This window comes from Aquiluna sp. (assembly GCF_965064355.1).
On the sequence record NZ_CBCHRQ010000009.1, the window covers coordinates 1 to 15,973 of the forward strand.

A 15,973-nucleotide genomic window follows, 5' to 3' on the forward strand; every position below is an offset into this window, starting at 1 on the left:
TTGCATCGTCGCTTCGGTCGAGACTGCCCAGAATCTTCACTAGGTCTTCGACCGCATATTCGACGGATCTAAGCGAGCTCATCCGGATAGTCCGACTCAACCATGCCAAGACTGATCCAGCCTTTATTGAGAAGGCCTACAAAATTGCCGAACACCACCACACCGGTCAAAAGAGAAAATCTGGTGAGGAGTACATCACCCACCCCTTGGCTGTCGCTCGCATCCTGGCGGACCTGGGTTCCGGCCCTGCAACAATCGCGGCAGCGCTTTTGCACGATACCGTCGAAGACACCAGCTACTCCATAGAGCAGTTGCAGGTCGATTTTGGAGACGAAGTAGCACTGCTAGTTGACGGAGTCACGAAGTTGGACAAGGTCAAATTCGGAGACTCTGCACAGTCTGAGACCATGCGCAAGATGGTCGTTGCGATGTCAAAAGATGTTCGAGTTTTAGTCATCAAACTTGCAGACCGACTGCACAACGCCCGCACCTGGGGATTTATCAGTCCAGAGCAGGCGAAACGTAAAGCACAAGAGACCCTCGAGATCTATGCCCCACTGGCACACCGCTTAGGTATCAGTGCCATCAAAGTGGAACTTGAAGACATTAGCTTTGCTGTTTTGTATCCAAAGGTTTATGAAGAAATCGTGAGCTTGGTGGGTCAGCGCAACCCTTCTCGTAGTGAGTACACCGACAAGGTCATCGATGAGATTTCCTCAGAACTTCGTGATGGGAAGGTAAAAGCCAAGCTTTCTGGCCGCCCCAAGCAGTACTACAGCATCTACCAAAAAATGGTTCTAAGAGGTAGAGAGTTCGACGACATCTACGACCTAGTTGGTATTCGAGTGATCGTTTCAAGCGTTAGGGATTGCTATGGCGCGCTGGGCGCTATCCATGCCAAATGGTCACCGCTACCTGGTCGCTTCAAGGATTACATTGCAATGCCAAAGTTCAACCTTTACCAGTCGCTACACACCACAGTGGTTGGCCCTGAAGGCAGAGCAGTTGAGATTCAGATCAGAACCCAGGAGATGGACCAGAGGGCTGAGTACGGTGTTGCTGCCCACTGGAAGTACAAGGCTCAAACCGGCAAGAGTGGGGACCAAGAGGTCGACTTTGCCTGGCTCAAGCAACTAAGCGACTGGCAAGAAGAGACTGCTGACCCTGGGGAGTTCCTCGATAACCTTCGGTTTGAAATTGGCGCTAAAGAACTCTACGTATTTACGCCCAAGGGCAAGGTTGTTGGTCTATCAAGTGGCTCAACACCGATTGACTTCGCTTACGCCGTCCACACCGAGGTCGGCCACAAAACAATCGGCGCTAAGGTCAATGGCCGTCTTGTCCCCTTGGAGAGCAAGCTACAAGCCGGTGACGTAATCGAAATCCTTACCTCCAAGTCGGAGTCTGCAGGCCCCAGTAAGGACTGGATAAACATTGCTGGCTCTGCAAGCGCCAAGGCAAAGATTAAGCACTGGTTCACGCAGGAGCGAAAAGAACACGCCACCGAAGATGGTAAAGAAGCCCTGGTCAAGGCACTGCGCCGTCAGGGTTTGCCAATCCAGAGCCTATTGAACTCAGAGACATTGCTCCAGATCGTTTCCGAGCAGAAACTCTCTGATGTAAACGCGCTGTACACAGCGATTGGCCAAGGCCAAATCTCCACCACAAACGTTGTTGAGCGCATCAAGCAGCTTCGTGGACTGACCAGTGATCCTGACACCGAGGAAATCACTCTCCCTCAAACCCCACGCGGTCTAAAAGGTCCGAGGCGATCGAGTCAAGGCGTATTGGTAAAGGGTTCCCCAGATGTCCTGACCAAGATGGCGCGATGCTGCACTCCGGTTCCGGGCGATGAAATCATAGGTTTTATTACCCGAGGCGAAGGTGTATCTGTTCACCGAGGGGACTGCAAGAACGTAAAGAGCCTGACTCCCCAGCGCGTTGTGGAAGTTTCCTGGGCGGAGGATTCCCGCGGTGTGTTTATGGTGCAGATTCAGATTGAAGCGTTGGATCGCTCTGGATTGCTATCTGATGTCACGCGAGTACTGAGCGAGAACCATGTCAATATCCTCAGCGCTGCCGTTTCAACTGGAAGAGACCGAGTGGCACTAAGCCGGTTCGTGTTTGAGATGGCAGATCCGTCCCACCTTGATCACCTGTTGAACCAGGTTCGCAAAATCGAGGCAGTTTACGAAGTATCGAGAGTGAAGAGCTCTTAGTCCACAGCTTTAACGGCTGCGTCTAGCCAAGACTTGCGAGCATCGATAGATGCTTGAATGTCTTTCTTCTTCGCAGCAGGTGCAGCTTTCAGTTCAACCTCAAGACCAGCAATGGCTTCCTCAAGCTGCGCAACCAAAGAGTTGCTGCGAGCCTTGGCGGTTGGGTCTGAGCGCTTCCACGCGTCAGCCTGGGCCTCCGAGATAGCCTTTTCGATCTTTCGTAGCTTGTCTTCAACTTCGCGGACCTTGTCCTTGGCAACGTGACCAATTTTCACCCAGCGAGACTGAATGTCTGACATAGCTTTCTTGGCGGCCTCAAGGTTTGAAACGTCGATCTTTTCCGCTTCCTTCAAAAGCTCCAGCTTGAGCTTGAGGTTGCTGCTGTTCTCTGTGGCCTGCTCGGAGTCCTTTTCCTTCTTGGCTGCGAAGATTGCGTCGCCGGCAGCCCTAAATCGCGCCCACAGTGCGTCTTCAGCCTTGCCAGCGCGCGGTGCTAACTTCCAGTCATCCTGCAGCTTGCGGTAGGTTGCAGCTGCATCGCCTCCCTTTGAAACAAGCGCCTCAGCGGCTTCCACAAGCTTGGACTTCGCGGACTTAGCTTCCTTGAACTTCGAATCCAGAGTCGCGAAATAGGCCCTGCGGCCGCTTTCGAACTTTGCTCGGGCCTGTGAGAAGCGCTTCCAGATTGGGTCGGTCTTTGCCTTAGGAAGCTTTGGCCCATCCTTCTGAAGCTTCTGCCACTGTTCGAACAGGGCAGTCATCTGCTCGGCAGACTTCTTCCAGTTGATGTTGTCAAGCTTTGTGACCAACGCCTCCGCCTTGGCGGCAATTTCTTCCTTAGCCGCTAGCGCCTGAGTCAGAGACTCTTCGCGCTCTGCCGAAATCTTCTCCGCAGCAACGCTGATTGATGCTTCGGTCTTAGCAAGACGCTCGCGCAAACCAACGAGGTTTCCAACTGCCTTTGGCTCCTTGAGTTCGACCACGAGGTGGTCGTAAGCGGCCTTGAGGCTCTTGGAATCCGTGACTCCCGCGGCTAGTCGCTGTTCCAGGATGCGAACCTGAGCTTCTAGTTCTTCGTACTTACGGGCAAAGTAGGCAAGTGCGTCAGTTTCGCTGACGTTTGGGTACTGGCCAACGTGTCTTTCGACGCCTGCTTCGATAACGAATACGTTGTTTTCGCTGTCGACGCGGCCGAATGCGTTGCTGGTCACGGGGATCTCCTAAGGTGTGAGGTTTTACTCTACCGAAATACCGCTAAGCGAAACGGCATTAATCGGAGCTCCATCGCTTGAACCATCTGCGGTTCCAGCGGCGGCAATAGCCTTCACGGAATCAAGTCCCGAGGTGACCTTTCCGAAAACGGTGTAACCACCGGCAGCATCACTCAGAATCTGCGATTCTCCGTAGACAATGAAAAATTGGCTGCCCATTGAGTAGCCATCCCCACCGACTCTTGCCATTGCCAATACGCCCTCGCCATACATGTCATCCGATGGAGCGTTTTCGATAGGACCGAAGTTGTAGCCGGGACCTCCGGAACCGGTGCCTTCTGGATCGCCACACTGAAGCACGTAAATACCTGCGGTGGTCAATCGGTGGCAGCTAACTCCCTCGAAGTATCCGGACTTCACTAGCGACACAAAGTTTGCAGTGGCCTGAGGTGCTAGGTCGCCATAGAGCTCAAGACCGATTGGCTGATCGTTCAGGTTAAGCGCTCCTGCCCAGGTGCGATTTTCAGCAAGGGCAGGATCTGGAACTAAATCAGAGTTAGTGGGAGCCGGCTCGCTCTCGACAGCGACCTCATCGACCGCAGCCACGAAACCTGGCCCGACGGAGAAGTAAAGGAACTGTCCGAGAAGAGCCAAGCCCAGAGCGCCGCCGGAAAGGATCAGAACAAACCGATTGTCCTTTCGGTTGGTGGCCTCACGAGCCACTTTGATGCCTTGCTTGGCCTGGAAACTCGCTAGCTTGTCGTTGTTCTTCATAACACCCTTGTCTATCCGCGATTAGTAATTCTAGGTGTTGCATACAATCAACAGGTGGTATCCGTTCCTTTGGCATCTCGCATGCGCCCAACCTCGCTAGCCGAGGTGGTCGGTCAAACTCGGATCATCAAACCGGGTTCTGCGCTTAATCGACTCATTACCAGTGATTCAACTGCCGCTTTGAACTCTCTTATCCTCTGGGGACCGCCGGGATCTGGGAAGACCACGCTTGCGAGGCTAATCTCCAAATCAAGAGATGCCAATTTCGTCGAACTCAGCGCTATTTCCGGTTCGGTTGCCAATGTTCGCGAAGTGATCGATTCAGCCAAGAAGCTTCGTGAGGTTTACGAGCGCAACACCATTTTGTTCCTTGATGAGATTCATCGTTTTTCCAAAAGCCAGCAAGACTCACTGCTGGCAGCTGTGGAATCGGGTCTGATAACTCTTATAGCTGCAACGACAGAGAACCCCTCCTTTAGCGTTATCAAACCGCTGGTGTCTCGTTGCCTGGTGTTGCACCTTGATCCACTTTCCGACTCAGAGGTAAAGACGCTGCTTGAGCGTGCGATTGCACGAAGTGATTGGAACGGTAAGAAAGTTTCAAAAGACGCCATTGGCTACCTGGCAAAGATTTCCTCTGGTGACGCCAGACGAGCACTAACACTCCTGGAAGCTGCTGCTTCGCAAGCCGAAAAAGACATCAGCTTGGAGGTTGCGAAAGAAGCTAGCGAGGTTGCGATTGCTTACGACGCCAATGGCGATGCCCACTACGACACAATTAGCGCATTTATAAAGTCTGTTCGCGGTTCTGACGTTGATGCAGCAATTCACTATCTGGCGCGAATGATTGCCGGGGGAGAGGATCCTAGATTTATCGCTCGAAGGCTCATGATCCTGGCGGCAGAGGACATCGGGCTTGCAGACCCAAATGCCCTGGTCCTAGCAAGTGCCGGAGCGGATGTTGTGGAACGAATTGGCATGCCGGAGGGCAGGATTCCACTAGCTGAAGTCACTATTTACCTAGCCAGCGCTCCAAAATCGAATAGGGCGTATCTAGCTATAAACAAGGCACTGGAGGATCTAAACAATGGTGCTGTGCCAGCAGTCCCAGCACCGTTGAGATCAACCGGTGCTGTTGGTTACCGCTACCCACACGATGACCCAAAGGGGGTCGTTGCTCAGAAATATGCTGAGATATCGGCTCAGCTGTATGAACCATCGAATCATGGCTACGAGAAAGTTATTGCCGAACGCCTAAAGGTGATTCGTGAAATCCTTGAAGGATAGTGACAGCTAAGACTCAAACTGCTAAGCTCTCAGGGTTGCTCTGCTCCAGCGGCTGGGACGTAGAGCAAGATCCCATTGATAATTTTGAAAGGTAACTTTTTGTCAAAGACAACTAGAACCCGCAGCAAGACCCGTTTGTCACGTGCCCTAGGCATTGCACTAACTCCTAAAGCTGCTAAGTACATGGAAAAGCGCCCGTACGCACCGGGCCAGCACGGCCGCACCAAGCGCAAGTCTGACTCAGACTACGCAGTTCGTCTTCGCGAGAAGCAGCGCCTCAGGGCTCAGTACGGTATTCGCGAGGCTCAGCTTCGTAAGACCTTCCAGGAAGCAAAGCGCACTGAAGGCCTAACCGGTGAGAACCTAGTTGAGCTACTAGAGATGCGTCTTGACGCGCTAGTTCTTCGCTCTGGCTTTGCTCGCACCATGGCTCAGGCCCGTCAGATGGTTGTTCACCGCCACATCCTTGTTGATGGTGAGCGCGTTGACCGCCCATCTTTCCGCGTAAAGCCTGGACAGATGATCCACGTTCACGCCAAGAGCGAGAAGGTTGAGCCATTCCAGGTTGCAGCAGCCGGTGGTAACTCAGACGTTCTAAACAAGACTCCTGAGTACCTAAGCGTTGACCTTGACAAGTTGCAGGCCACTCTTGTTCGCCGTCCAAAGCGCGCTGAAGTTCCAGTTACCTGTGAAGTTCAGCTCGTTGTTGAGTACTACGCAGCGAGATAAGTAAATCTGATGAGCGGTGGCGAGGTTGTCGGCATAATTTTTGCCCTCAGCTTCGCACTGCTCGTTCTTTTTATGGGCTTCCCCCTGGTGAAGCTAGCCAAGCTCATTGACGAGAGCGCTAGAACCATTAGCACTGTCAATAAAGAGCTTGAGCCAATGCTTCAAGAGGCCCGTGTCACCTTGGGTGAAGCAAATCGCCAGCTAAAGCGCATCGACTCGATCACTGAAGATGTCGAGCAGGTAACCGAGAACATCAACTCCCTGGTTGCAGTGTTCACAGCTTCAGTTGGAGCACCCCTTACTAAACTTTTCGGTGTCACCAAGGGACTCTTCTCGGTCCTTGGAAAACGGAGGTAGAAATGTCAAGACTCGGATGGTTCGCAGCAGGGCTAGGCCTTGGTGCACTTGCCGTTGTTCAACTTCGCGACAACCCAAAGGCGCAGCTTGCGCTTGATGAGGCAATTGCCGCCGCAAAAGACTTCAGCCAGGCCGTAGCGGCTGGCTACCAGGAGCGCGAGGCAGAACTAAGCACTCCAGTCGCCAAGGCCCCAGCAGCGCGTGCTGCAGCAAAAAAGACCCCAGCAAAAACTGCCGCCAAGAAGCCAGTTGCGAAACCAGCTGCCAAGAAGCCAGTGGCTAAGCCAGCGGCAAAGCGCGCTCCAGCTAAGAAATAAGCACCATGAAGACTGCCGAAATCAAACGGCGGTGGCTTGACTACTTCGAGAAGAAGGGTCACACCGTTGTTCCAAGCGCGCCGCTGATCAGCCAAGACCCAACTTTGATGTTTGTGGTTGCTGGAATGGTTCCATTTATCCCATACATGACCGGCGTGCTTCCGGCTCCATACTCACGCGCGACAAGCGTTCAAAAGTGTGTAAGAACCCTTGACATTGATGAGGTGGGTAAGACCACTCGTCACGGCACCTTCTTCCAGATGAATGGAAATTTTTCATTTGGCGATTACTTCAAGAAGGAAGCAATCGGCTTCGCCTGGGAGCTATTGACAGGTACTTTAGAAGAGGGTGGCTTAGGTTTTGACCCGGAACGTCTTTGGGTAACTGTCTATAACGATGATGATGAAGCGATTGGCTATTGGCTAGAGCAGTCGTCTATTCCACGTGAGCGCATTCAGCGCCGCGGCATGCGTGACAACTACTGGTCAACCGGTCAGCGTGGTCCAGCTGGTCCTTGCTCCGAGATCTACTATGACCGCGGGCCTGAGTATGGCATCGAAGGTGGTCCTGAGGCAGACGAAGATCGCTACATCGAGATCTGGAACCTTGTTTTCATGCAGTACGAACGTGCCGATGGTGGAACTAAGGATCACTTTGAAATCCTTGGAGATCTGCCAAAGAAGAACATCGACACCGGTATGGGTCTCGAGCGAGTTGCCTTCTTATTGCAGGGCGTTGAAAACATCTACGAGATTGACCAGGTCAAGCCCCTAATCGATCTGTCCGCCAAGCTCTCCGGCAAGAAGTATGGCTCCTTGGAACTAGATGACATCCGGATGCGTGTAATCGCCGACCACATTAGATCTGCTCTGATGCTTATGTCTGACGGCGTCTCACCTTCCAACGAGGGTCGCGGGTACGTTCTTAGGCGCCTACTTAGACGTTCTGTTCGCTCATTGCGCTTACTGGGTGTCCAGAAGCCTTGTTTTGAAGAGCTACTCACCACAAGCAAGAACGCAATGGTTGAGGCCTACCCAGATCTCGAGGAGAACTTCCCGAGGGTCCTCAGAGCAGCCATCGCCGAGGAACTAGGTTTCAGTAGGACCCTGGACACCGGACTGATTGTGCTTTCAGAGGCAATCTCAGTAGCCACTGGTTCTCTTAGCGGAGAGACCGCTTTCTTACTTCACGACACCTACGGCTTCCCAATCGACTTGACCGTCGAAATTGCAGAGGAGAACGGCCTGTCGGTTGATCGTGATGAATTCAACAACCTCATGACAGGGCAAAAAGACCGAGCGAAGCAGGACGCTAAATCCAAGAAGACCGGCGGCGCAGGCCTTCAGGTTTATAGCGAGTTTAGAAGTCTCGGTGAAACCCAATTCCTTGGCTATGACGCTCTAAAGACAACCGGAAAGGTGCTTGGAATGATCCGCGAGGGTGATTCGGTGCCAGCTCTAGCCAAGGGTCAACTAGGCGAAGTTTTCCTTGATAGAACCACTCTGTATGCCGAGTCCGGTGGACAGGCGGCAGACGCTGGCTGGATAGTCGGAGATGGATTTGAACTTGAGGTTCTGGATGTCCAGAAGCCGGTAAAGGGATTGTTCTCACACAAGGTTCGTGTGGTCTCTGGTGAGGTCGCTGTCGGTAGCGACGCGCAGGCCATCGTCGACGCAGACTGGCGTTTAGGTGCAGCACAGGCTCACTCCGCTACTCACGTTATTCACGCAGCCCTCAGGCAAGTTCTTGGCCCAGAAGCGCTGCAGTCAGGTTCTTACAACCGTCCTGGTTACATGAGGCTCGACTTTTCTTGGACACAATCGCTGTCTGATGAGACCAAGTCAGAGATTGAAGAGGTTTCAAACCTCGCGATCAGGGCAGACCTAGCAGTCAGCGCGCAATACATGCCGTTATCCGCTGCTCGCGAGTGGGGCGCTATTGCGCTGTTTGGCGAAACCTATGACGAGGATGTCCGAGTCGTTCAGGTTGGTGGGCCTTGGTCCCGCGAACTCTGTGGTGGTACTCACGTAATGCGCTCTTCTCAAATTGGCTTGGTTTCAGTGACCTCGGAGTCCTCTGTTGGCTCTGGTTCAAGAAGAATTGAAGCTCTGGTTGGTATTGATGCTCTCAGAGCCCTGACCGCTGAGCGTGAGCTCACTAGAAGGCTTGCAGCAAGCCTGAAAGCTCCAGCGACTGAACTTGAGGCTAGTATTGCGGACGCATTGGATGAGCTCAAGTCAGCACAGAAGCGCATCGCAGAACTCGAATCAGCTCAGGCAATGCAGCTGGTTCCCAAGCTTGCTGCTGAAGCAACAAAGGTTGCTGGCCTAAATGTCGTTGCAACTGCTATTACTTCCGAAGTCAATGCCGACCAACTCAGGGGATTGACTACGGCCGTAGCCAGTGATCTTGGTTCTGATTCAGTTGTTATTCTCGGTGCCATCATTTCCGAGAAGCCTCTTGTGATGATTGCATCTGGCCCTTCAGCGCAACAGCAAGGAGTGCGCGCTGGCGAACTTGCCAAGATCGCAGCCGCTGTTCTCGGTGGCGGTGGCGGCGGTAAGGCCGACTTCGCTCAAGGTGGAGGCTCGGACTCTTCGAAACTTGCGCAGGCCATCCAAGAAGCGGTTGCCTCAATAAAGTGAGCCGTCGTCTCGCTATCGATGTCGGAAGCACTCGAATCGGAGTGGCTGTAAGCGAGGGGACGCTCGCTCTTCCTCTTGAGAGCATTTCAGCCGCAGACAATGCGGCTACTCGCGTCATTGAAATAGCCGCCGAGAAGCAAGTGACGACGATCTATGTCGGACTACCTCTTAACCTCAAGGGCGACTTCACTGCCTCAACACAAAGTGCAATTGATTTCGCCAAGCAATTGTCCGGTCAGGGTGTCACAGTGCGGATGATCGATGAGCGACTGACTACCAAATCCGCTCAGCAGATGTTGCATTCATCTGGCAAGAAGGTGAAAGAGTCCCGTGAATACATCGATGCGCAGGCAGCTGCACTTATTCTGGACTTTGCTCTGAACTCAGAGCGTGGGAGCTTAGCGGGAGTCGCACTTGAAGACATCACAGACCGATAGCCAATCAAAGCGCCGGAGGCTGCTGTTTGGCTCGCTCGCGCTTCTGGTATTAGTCGGAATCGTTGGTGGGATAGCGTCCTTCGCAACCGATTCGATTAGAGATTTCATTTCTCGTTTCCAGGTAGCCGATTATTCGGGGGAGCCAGGTGCTCCAACCTCGATCGTGATTGAAGCTGGCGATGATGGAGCAGCCGTTGCTCGCAAAATGGTTGATGCAGACATAATTTTGAGCTTTGACGCTATTTACCGGGACATGCTCACCACCGACTTCACTATTTTCCCAGGCACCTACGAATTCCCGACGAAACTTTCTGGCAAGCGTGCCCTGGAAATACTTATCGAAGGAAAGAATCGCGTTGTTGTGCAGAGCACAATCCCCGAGGGATTTCGAATTCGAGAAATCGTCCCGCAGTTGGTCACAGATCTGAATCTTGATGAGGAAGACATAGTCTTGGCCATCGAGGGGATCATGGGACGGCTACCATCTGATGCACTCAACGCCGAGGGTTACCTGTTTCCCGCCACGTACACCTTTGACCCTGGCGTGAGCGCTGAAACGGTTATCAATGCCATGGTTGATCGCACCGAAGCAGAGCTGGCGCAATACGATGTCACACTCAAAGACTCACTGGAGTTGATGAGCCTGGCTGCTCTAATTCAGGTTGAGGCACGCCTCACCGAGGACTTCTTCAAGGTCTCAAGAGTGTTCCAGAACAGGCTTGCGATTGACATGTTGCTGCAATCTGATGCCACCGTGAGCTATGGAACAAACGGAACCACCGTTACCACCACCGATGCCCAGCGTGCTGATAGAAATCCCTACAACACCTACGTCTACCAAGGCCTACCTGCTGGCCCGATTTCAAACCCGGGAGAGCTGGCCATCGAGGCCGCTCTTCGACCGGCCGACGGTGATTGGTTGTTCTTTGTCACTGTCAACCTAAAGACCGGTGAGACCAAGTTCAGTGAGACTGTTGCTGAGCATGACAAGGCAGCGCAGGAGTTCTACTCCTGGTTGCGCGAGAATCCGGAGTGGAATGACTAATCGCTACGCAGTGCTTGGATCACCAATCACTCACTCAAAGTCTCCCGCCATCCACAACGCTGCCTTCAATTTCTTAGGTGTCCAGAGTGAATACGGTTCCTTTGAAGTCGCAGACAATCTGGAGCAATTCCTATCGACTCAGCCGATCGACTTTGTGGGATACAGCGTCACTATGCCACTTAAAGAGCAAGCCCTTAACCTGGCAGAGCGGGCGGACTCCATCGCGATTGCAAGCCAAGCTGCAAACACTCTGATACGAACTGAATCGGGTTGGGATGCCTACAACACAGATGTGTTCGGCATCCAGAGCGCGCTTTCAACCAAAAAGTTCAAGTCGGTCTCAGTTCTCGGCACAGGTGCGACCGCGAGAAGCGCCATCGTCGCGATGCAGGAGCTGGGCAAGAATGTGTCCGTTTGGGGACGCAACTCAGCTGCAATCAAGCAGTTGACCGCAGAGTATGAAATTGACTTTGAGCCTTTGCTTCACAAAGCGGTAAAGGCAGATCTGGTCATATCTACCCTGCCACCGCATGGACTTGATGAGCACATAGTTACTCTCTCGGCTAAGCCAAATGGCCTTCTTCTAGACGTCGCTTACGACCCGTGGCCCTCTAAAGCAGCCAAGCTGTGGGGTTTGGAAAACACAGTCTCTGGACTCGAAATGTTGATTTGGCAGGCGGTTGGCCAGCAGCGCCTGTTTGCGGGAAATGATCTCTCTGAGCCACTTTCAGGCGAGAAAGAATTGGTCTTAGCTATCCGCAGCGCTCTAGACATGGCAAAATAGACAGATGTTGCGCTGGATTACTGCCGGGGAATCTCATGGCCCTGAACTCATTGGTGTCATTGAGGGTATGCCTGCTGGCGTGCCGGTTCTGGCAAGCGATATCCAAGAGGCTCTTTCCCAAAGACGTCTCGGTTATGGCCGTGGTGCTCGAATGAAATTCGAACAGGACCAGGTAACACTATCCTCTGGTATTCGATTCGGGCTTACCCAGGGTGGTCCTATTGCCGTTCGCATCGCGAACACCGAATGGCCAAAATGGGAAACCGTTATGTCTGCGGCTCCAATTGAAGCAGACGAACTAACCGGGGCTAGGGGAGCACCTCTAACTAGGCCAAGACCTGGCCATGCGGATTTCACCGGAATGCAGAAGTACGGTTTTGACGAGGCGCGACCCGTGCTGGAGCGTGCATCGGCACGCGAGACCGCAACCAGAGTTGCATTAGGCCAGATAGCCAAGAACTTCCTAAGCGAGCTCGGAATCGAGTTGGTAACCCACACCGTTGCCATTGGCACGGCGCTGAATAACAGCACGACCCTTCCGAGACCAAGCGACAACAATTCTTTGGACGAAAATGCAGTCCGCTGCTTCGACAAGGACGCAAGCGCGGCGATGATTGCAGAAATCGATGACTGCCATTCATCCGGGGACACCATCGGTGGCGTTACAGAGACGCTGGTTTATGGCTGCCCTCCTGGACTTGGGTCATATGTGCACTGGGATCGAAGACTCGATGCGCAGTTGGCAGCCGCTGTGATGGGCATTCAGGCCATGAAATCTGTTGAGATTGGCGATGGTCTAGAAACCACCAAGCGTCGCGGCAGTGTGGCTCACGATGAAATGATTCGCGAGGATGGTTCGGTCCACAGAATTACAGACCGAGCCGGTGGCATTGAAGGCGGCATGTCCAACGGCGAAGTTATCCGAGTGCGCGCGGGAATGAAGCCAATTAGCACCGTCCCTAAGGCCCTGCAAACTATTGACACCTCAACCGGCGACGCCGCCACCGCTCACCACCAAAGATCCGACGTTTGTGCAGTTCCAGCCGCGGGTGTTGTTGTAGAGGCAATGGTTGCCCTAGTGGTTGCTAACTCTGTGTTGGAGAAGTTCGGAGGCGATTCAGTCAACGAGACTAAGCGCAATCTAACCTCTTACCTCGAGAGTATTCCTGAGGTTCTAAAGTCCCGTATCGCGCAGCCCTAGTGGATACCTTGATCCTGATTGGACCGATGGGTTCAGGGAAAACAACTCTCGGTAAGAAACTTGCCAAGGAGCTAGAGGTCCCGTTCGCAGACACCGACAAACTAGTGGCTAAAGAACACGGATCCATCGTCGAAATTTTCGCAAAATTTGGTGAGGCGCACTTCAGGACCCTCGAAACCAGTGCCTTGATCAAAGCCCTAGCAAATGGTGGAGTAATTGCCACCGGGGGCGGCATTGTGCTTAGCGAAGAGAATCGAAGACTGCTCGCTGGCTACCGAACAGTTTTTCTCGACACCGCAAGCGAGCATGTGCTGGACAAGATTAATCTGAGTAAACGACCGCTTCTCAAGGACAACCCGGAGCGCTGGGATGCCATCTACTTAGAGCGTAAGGCTTTATACGAGCAGTGTGCGACTGTTACGGTCTTCACAGGTGGAAGGCCAATTAAGGCACTTATCTCTCAACTCAAGCAAGAGGCAAGCAAATGACATCGATAATCGGTAGATCATTGCTTTCTGAAGTTGGCAACTCGCTAGACGGGGTGAAGAAAGTACTCATCCTGCACCCGCAAGCACTTAGTGCGACTGCGTTGCTGGTTCAGGAGGACCTCCGCGCAAAGGGATTCGAAGCCTTGGTCGTCGAGGTGCCAAACGAAGAGGATGCCAAACGCATCGAGGTAGCTACGTTTTGCTGGCAGGTAATGGGTCAAGCCGACTTTCACCGCAATGATGCAGTCGTTGGAATCGGTGGAGGTTCGACAACCGATTTAGCCGGCTTTGTAGCCGCAACTTGGCTTCGCGGTATCAGGTCAATTCTGATTCCAACCACGCTTTTGGGAATGGTGGATGCAGCTATCGGTGGCAAGACAGGCATCAATACCTCTGAGGGTAAGAACCTAGTAGGTATATTTCACCTCCCGCATAGAGTAATCATCGATCTTGACACCCTGGTGACGCTGCCCCGCAATGAGCTATTGGCTGGCATGGCAGAAGTTGTGAAATATGGCTTTATCTCCGACCCCTGGATTCTTGAGGCTGTAGAGGGATCGGATGAGGCTACGGACATAAAGAGCGATGTATTTGCTGAAATCATCTCTCGCTCAGTAGCCATCAAAGAGCAGGTCACCACCGCAGATTTCAAAGAGGCCGGGCAGCGTGAGTTTTTGAACTACGGTCACACTCTTGGTCACGCAATCGAGCACGCCGAGCGCTATAAGTGGCGCCACGGAGCCGCAATAGCGATTGGAATGGTTTTTGCTGCCGAATTATCAATGCTCAGTGGTCGCCTAAAAGAATCCGATGTCGAAAGACACCGCTCGGTGCTTTTGAAATTGGGTCTTCCTATGACTTATCGAGCGGATCGCTGGGATCAGCTTTTGGCAACTATGCAGCGAGATAAGAAGAGTCGAGCAGGCTCCCTGAGATTCGTTGTGCTAGATGGAATTGGTAAGCCAGGAATTCTCAGCGCTCCAACTCCGGAACTACTGTTCACTGCATTTCAGTCGATTGTGGAATAGCGTTTACCCATGAGCAAGATATACGTCCTAAATGGTCCGAACCTAAATATGCTTGGTGCACGCGAGCCAGAGGTGTACGGCACCATGAACCTTGCAGACATCGAAGCGAAGATGCGCAAGCAAGCGCCACAGGTGGATTTCGTCTTCGGACAGAGCAACAGCGAGGATCAACTAATCTCCTGGTTACACCAAGCCTTCGATGAGAAGGCAGACGTCATCTTGAACCCAGCGGCCTTCACGCACTATTCATATGCTCTTCGCGACGCCTGCGCCATGCTAAAGAATCGTTCGAGGCTCATTGAGGTCCACATCTCCAACCCGCATGCCCGAGAGACTTTCCGTCACAACAGCGTCATCTCAGCAGTTGCAAGCGGAGTTATTGCCGGTTTCGGAGCCGATAGTTACCTTTTGGCGCTGCAGCAACTTACTCGCAACTAGAATTTCACAGGTTTATCAAGGAGAAAAATGGCAACCTCAAACGATCTAAAAAACGGCATGGTCCTGAACATGGAAGGTCAGCTGTGGTCGGTAATCGAGTTTCAGCACGTAAAGCCTGGAAAGGGCCCAGCTTTTGTTCGCACAAAGATGCGCCATGTGCTTTCCGGCAAGGTTGTTGAGAAGACCTTCAACGCTGGCGCAAAGATTGAGACCGCAACCGTAGATCGCCGTGACATGCAGTACCTGTACAACGATGGCACCGGCTACGTCTTTATGGATAACACCACCTACGACCAAATCACCATTGCAACTGAAACCGTTGGAGATGTTGCGAACTACTTGCTTGAAAACCAGATGGCGACCGTCGCACTTCACGAGGGTTCACCGTTGTATGTCGAACTTCCGCCGTCGGTCGTGCTCGAGATCACCTACACCGAGCCTGGTCTGCAGGGCGACCGCTCAACAGGTGGCACAAAGCCTGCAACTTTAGAGACCGGCTACCAGATTCAGGTCCCACTGTTCATCGAGAACAACACCAGAGTAAAGGTGGACACCAGAACCGGTGACTACCTTGGTCGCGCGAGCGAATAGGTGAGCGCTAGAACAAAAGCACGGAAGCGCGCTCTCGATGCTCTGTATGCGTCAGATGTTCGTGGCGAAGAGGCGCTAGAGCTTCTGAGGCAGACTGAGGTTGAACTACTTGATCGTCAAAACCAGCAAGCGATTTTCGACTACGCGGAGATGCTTGTAACCGGCTACCTTGAGAACGCCTACCAAATCGATTCCGAGATCCAAATGCTCGCGGACAATTGGTCGCTAGATCGCATGCCTGCTGTCGACCGAGCAATTTTGCGCATGGCAGCGTGGGAGATTCTGCACAACAGTGAGGTTCCAAACGAAGTGGCGATCTCAGAAGCAGTCAGCCTTGCTGGGGAACTGTCAACCGATGAATCGCCAAAGTTTATAAATGGTGTTTTGGCACGCCTTGCTAAAGGTCGCCAAGCTCTCTAATA

17 protein-coding genes are annotated in these 15,973 nt (G+C 52.8%); 15 read left to right on the forward strand and 2 right to left on the reverse strand.

Going from position 1 to position 15,973, the window contains the following annotated elements; translation table 11 throughout:
• A partial coding sequence (locus AC128V_RS01740; RefSeq protein ID WP_482762961.1) for a RelA/SpoT family protein occupies window positions 1-2,219 on the forward strand: 2,219 nt, incomplete at its 5' end.
• Here the strand turns inward: AC128V_RS01740 and AC128V_RS01745 are convergent.
• Window positions 2,216-3,430, reverse strand: a complete 1,215-nt coding sequence (locus AC128V_RS01745; protein WP_482762962.1) for a DUF349 domain-containing protein — start codon at window positions 3,428-3,430, stop codon at window positions 2,216-2,218. The genes AC128V_RS01740 and AC128V_RS01745 overlap by 4 nt on opposite strands.
• A gap of 24 nt (window positions 3,431-3,454) precedes the next feature.
• Complete coding sequence (locus AC128V_RS01750; RefSeq protein WP_482762963.1) at window positions 3,455-4,204, reverse strand: peptidylprolyl isomerase; 750 nt, start codon at window positions 4,202-4,204, stop codon at window positions 3,455-3,457.
• Between the two features lie 54 nt (window positions 4,205-4,258).
• Between AC128V_RS01750 and AC128V_RS01755 the strand changes: the two genes are divergently transcribed.
• The 14 genes from AC128V_RS01755 to nusB all read left to right on the forward strand — a co-directional run bounded on the left by AC128V_RS01755 (window position 4,259) and on the right by nusB (window position 15,971).
• A complete protein-coding gene (locus AC128V_RS01755; RefSeq protein ID WP_482762964.1) occupies window positions 4,259-5,491 on the forward strand; it encodes a replication-associated recombination protein A in 1,233 nt (410 codons plus the stop codon).
• Between the two features lie 99 nt (window positions 5,492-5,590).
• On the forward strand, window positions 5,591-6,220 hold the full coding sequence (gene rpsD / locus AC128V_RS01760) for a 30S ribosomal protein S4 (RefSeq protein WP_482762965.1): 630 nt from the start codon (window positions 5,591-5,593) through the stop codon (window positions 6,218-6,220).
• A 9-nt stretch (window positions 6,221-6,229) separates the two neighbouring features.
• Window positions 6,230-6,577, forward strand: a complete 348-nt coding sequence (locus AC128V_RS01765; protein WP_482762966.1) for a DUF948 domain-containing protein — start codon at window positions 6,230-6,232, stop codon at window positions 6,575-6,577.
• Window positions 6,578-6,579: 2 nt separating this feature from the next.
• Window positions 6,580-6,894, forward strand: a complete 315-nt coding sequence (locus AC128V_RS01770) for a hypothetical protein (protein WP_482762967.1) — start codon at window positions 6,580-6,582, stop codon at window positions 6,892-6,894.
• A 5-nt stretch (window positions 6,895-6,899) separates the two neighbouring features.
• Window positions 6,900-9,539: an alanine--tRNA ligase gene (gene alaS / locus AC128V_RS01775; protein WP_482762968.1), complete on the forward strand. Its 2,640-nt coding sequence runs from the start codon at window positions 6,900-6,902 to the stop codon at window positions 9,537-9,539.
• Window positions 9,536-9,976: a Holliday junction resolvase RuvX gene (gene ruvX, locus AC128V_RS01780; RefSeq protein WP_482762969.1), complete on the forward strand. Its 441-nt coding sequence runs from the start codon at window positions 9,536-9,538 to the stop codon at window positions 9,974-9,976. Before alaS ends, ruvX begins: the two co-directional genes overlap by 4 nt.
• Complete coding sequence (gene mltG, locus AC128V_RS01785) at window positions 9,954-11,021, forward strand: endolytic transglycosylase MltG (protein ID WP_482762970.1); 1,068 nt, start codon at window positions 9,954-9,956, stop codon at window positions 11,019-11,021. The genes ruvX and mltG overlap by 23 nt, the downstream gene beginning before the upstream one ends.
• On the forward strand, window positions 11,014-11,805 hold the full coding sequence (locus AC128V_RS01790; protein ID WP_482762971.1) for a shikimate dehydrogenase family protein: 792 nt from the start codon (window positions 11,014-11,016) through the stop codon (window positions 11,803-11,805). Before mltG ends, AC128V_RS01790 begins: the two co-directional genes overlap by 8 nt.
• Window positions 11,806-11,809: 4 nt before the next feature.
• Window positions 11,810-13,006: a chorismate synthase gene (aroC, locus tag AC128V_RS01795; protein ID WP_482762972.1), complete on the forward strand. Its 1,197-nt coding sequence runs from the start codon at window positions 11,810-11,812 to the stop codon at window positions 13,004-13,006.
• Window positions 13,006-13,494, forward strand: a complete 489-nt coding sequence (locus tag AC128V_RS01800; RefSeq protein ID WP_482762973.1) for a shikimate kinase — start codon at window positions 13,006-13,008, stop codon at window positions 13,492-13,494. Before aroC ends, AC128V_RS01800 begins: the two co-directional genes overlap by 1 nt.
• Window positions 13,491-14,522, forward strand: coding sequence for a 3-dehydroquinate synthase (gene aroB, locus AC128V_RS01805; protein WP_482762974.1), 1,032 nt, complete (start codon window positions 13,491-13,493; stop codon window positions 14,520-14,522). The genes AC128V_RS01800 and aroB overlap by 4 nt, the downstream gene beginning before the upstream one ends.
• Window positions 14,523-14,531: 9 nt before the next feature.
• Complete coding sequence (gene aroQ, locus AC128V_RS01810) at window positions 14,532-14,960, forward strand: type II 3-dehydroquinate dehydratase (RefSeq protein ID WP_482762975.1); 429 nt, start codon at window positions 14,532-14,534, stop codon at window positions 14,958-14,960.
• Between the two features lie 27 nt (window positions 14,961-14,987).
• On the forward strand, window positions 14,988-15,551 hold the full coding sequence (efp, locus tag AC128V_RS01815) for an elongation factor P (RefSeq protein ID WP_482762976.1): 564 nt from the start codon (window positions 14,988-14,990) through the stop codon (window positions 15,549-15,551).
• Window positions 15,552-15,971 (forward strand): transcription antitermination factor NusB, encoded by a 420-nt coding sequence (nusB, locus tag AC128V_RS01820; protein WP_482762977.1) that lies wholly within the window; start codon window positions 15,552-15,554, stop codon window positions 15,969-15,971.
• The last annotated feature ends 2 nt before the right edge of the window (window positions 15,972-15,973 follow it).

What these genes read in the sequence shown, in the direction of transcription:
- aroQ (WP_482762975.1), top strand. Translation starts at nt 14,532, where the DNA reads ATGAGCAAGATATACGTCCTAAATGGTCCGAACCTAAATATGCTTGGT.
- aroC (WP_482762972.1), top strand. Translation starts at nt 11,810, where the DNA reads ATGTTGCGCTGGATTACTGCCGGGGAATCTCATGGCCCTGAACTCATT.
- aroB (WP_482762974.1), top strand. Translation starts at nt 13,491, where the DNA reads ATGACATCGATAATCGGTAGATCATTGCTTTCTGAAGTTGGCAACTCG.
- AC128V_RS01790 (WP_482762971.1), top strand. Translation starts at nt 11,014, where the DNA reads ATGACTAATCGCTACGCAGTGCTTGGATCACCAATCACTCACTCAAAG.
- efp (WP_482762976.1), top strand. Translation starts at nt 14,988, where the DNA reads ATGGCAACCTCAAACGATCTAAAAAACGGCATGGTCCTGAACATGGAA.
- AC128V_RS01765 (WP_482762966.1), top strand. Translation starts at nt 6,230, where the DNA reads ATGAGCGGTGGCGAGGTTGTCGGCATAATTTTTGCCCTCAGCTTCGCA.
- AC128V_RS01750 (WP_482762963.1), bottom strand. Translation starts at nt 4,204, where the DNA reads ATGAAGAACAACGACAAGCTAGCGAGTTTCCAGGCCAAGCAAGGCATC.
- alaS (WP_482762968.1), top strand. Translation starts at nt 6,900, where the DNA reads ATGAAGACTGCCGAAATCAAACGGCGGTGGCTTGACTACTTCGAGAAG.
- AC128V_RS01770 (WP_482762967.1), top strand. Translation starts at nt 6,580, where the DNA reads ATGTCAAGACTCGGATGGTTCGCAGCAGGGCTAGGCCTTGGTGCACTT.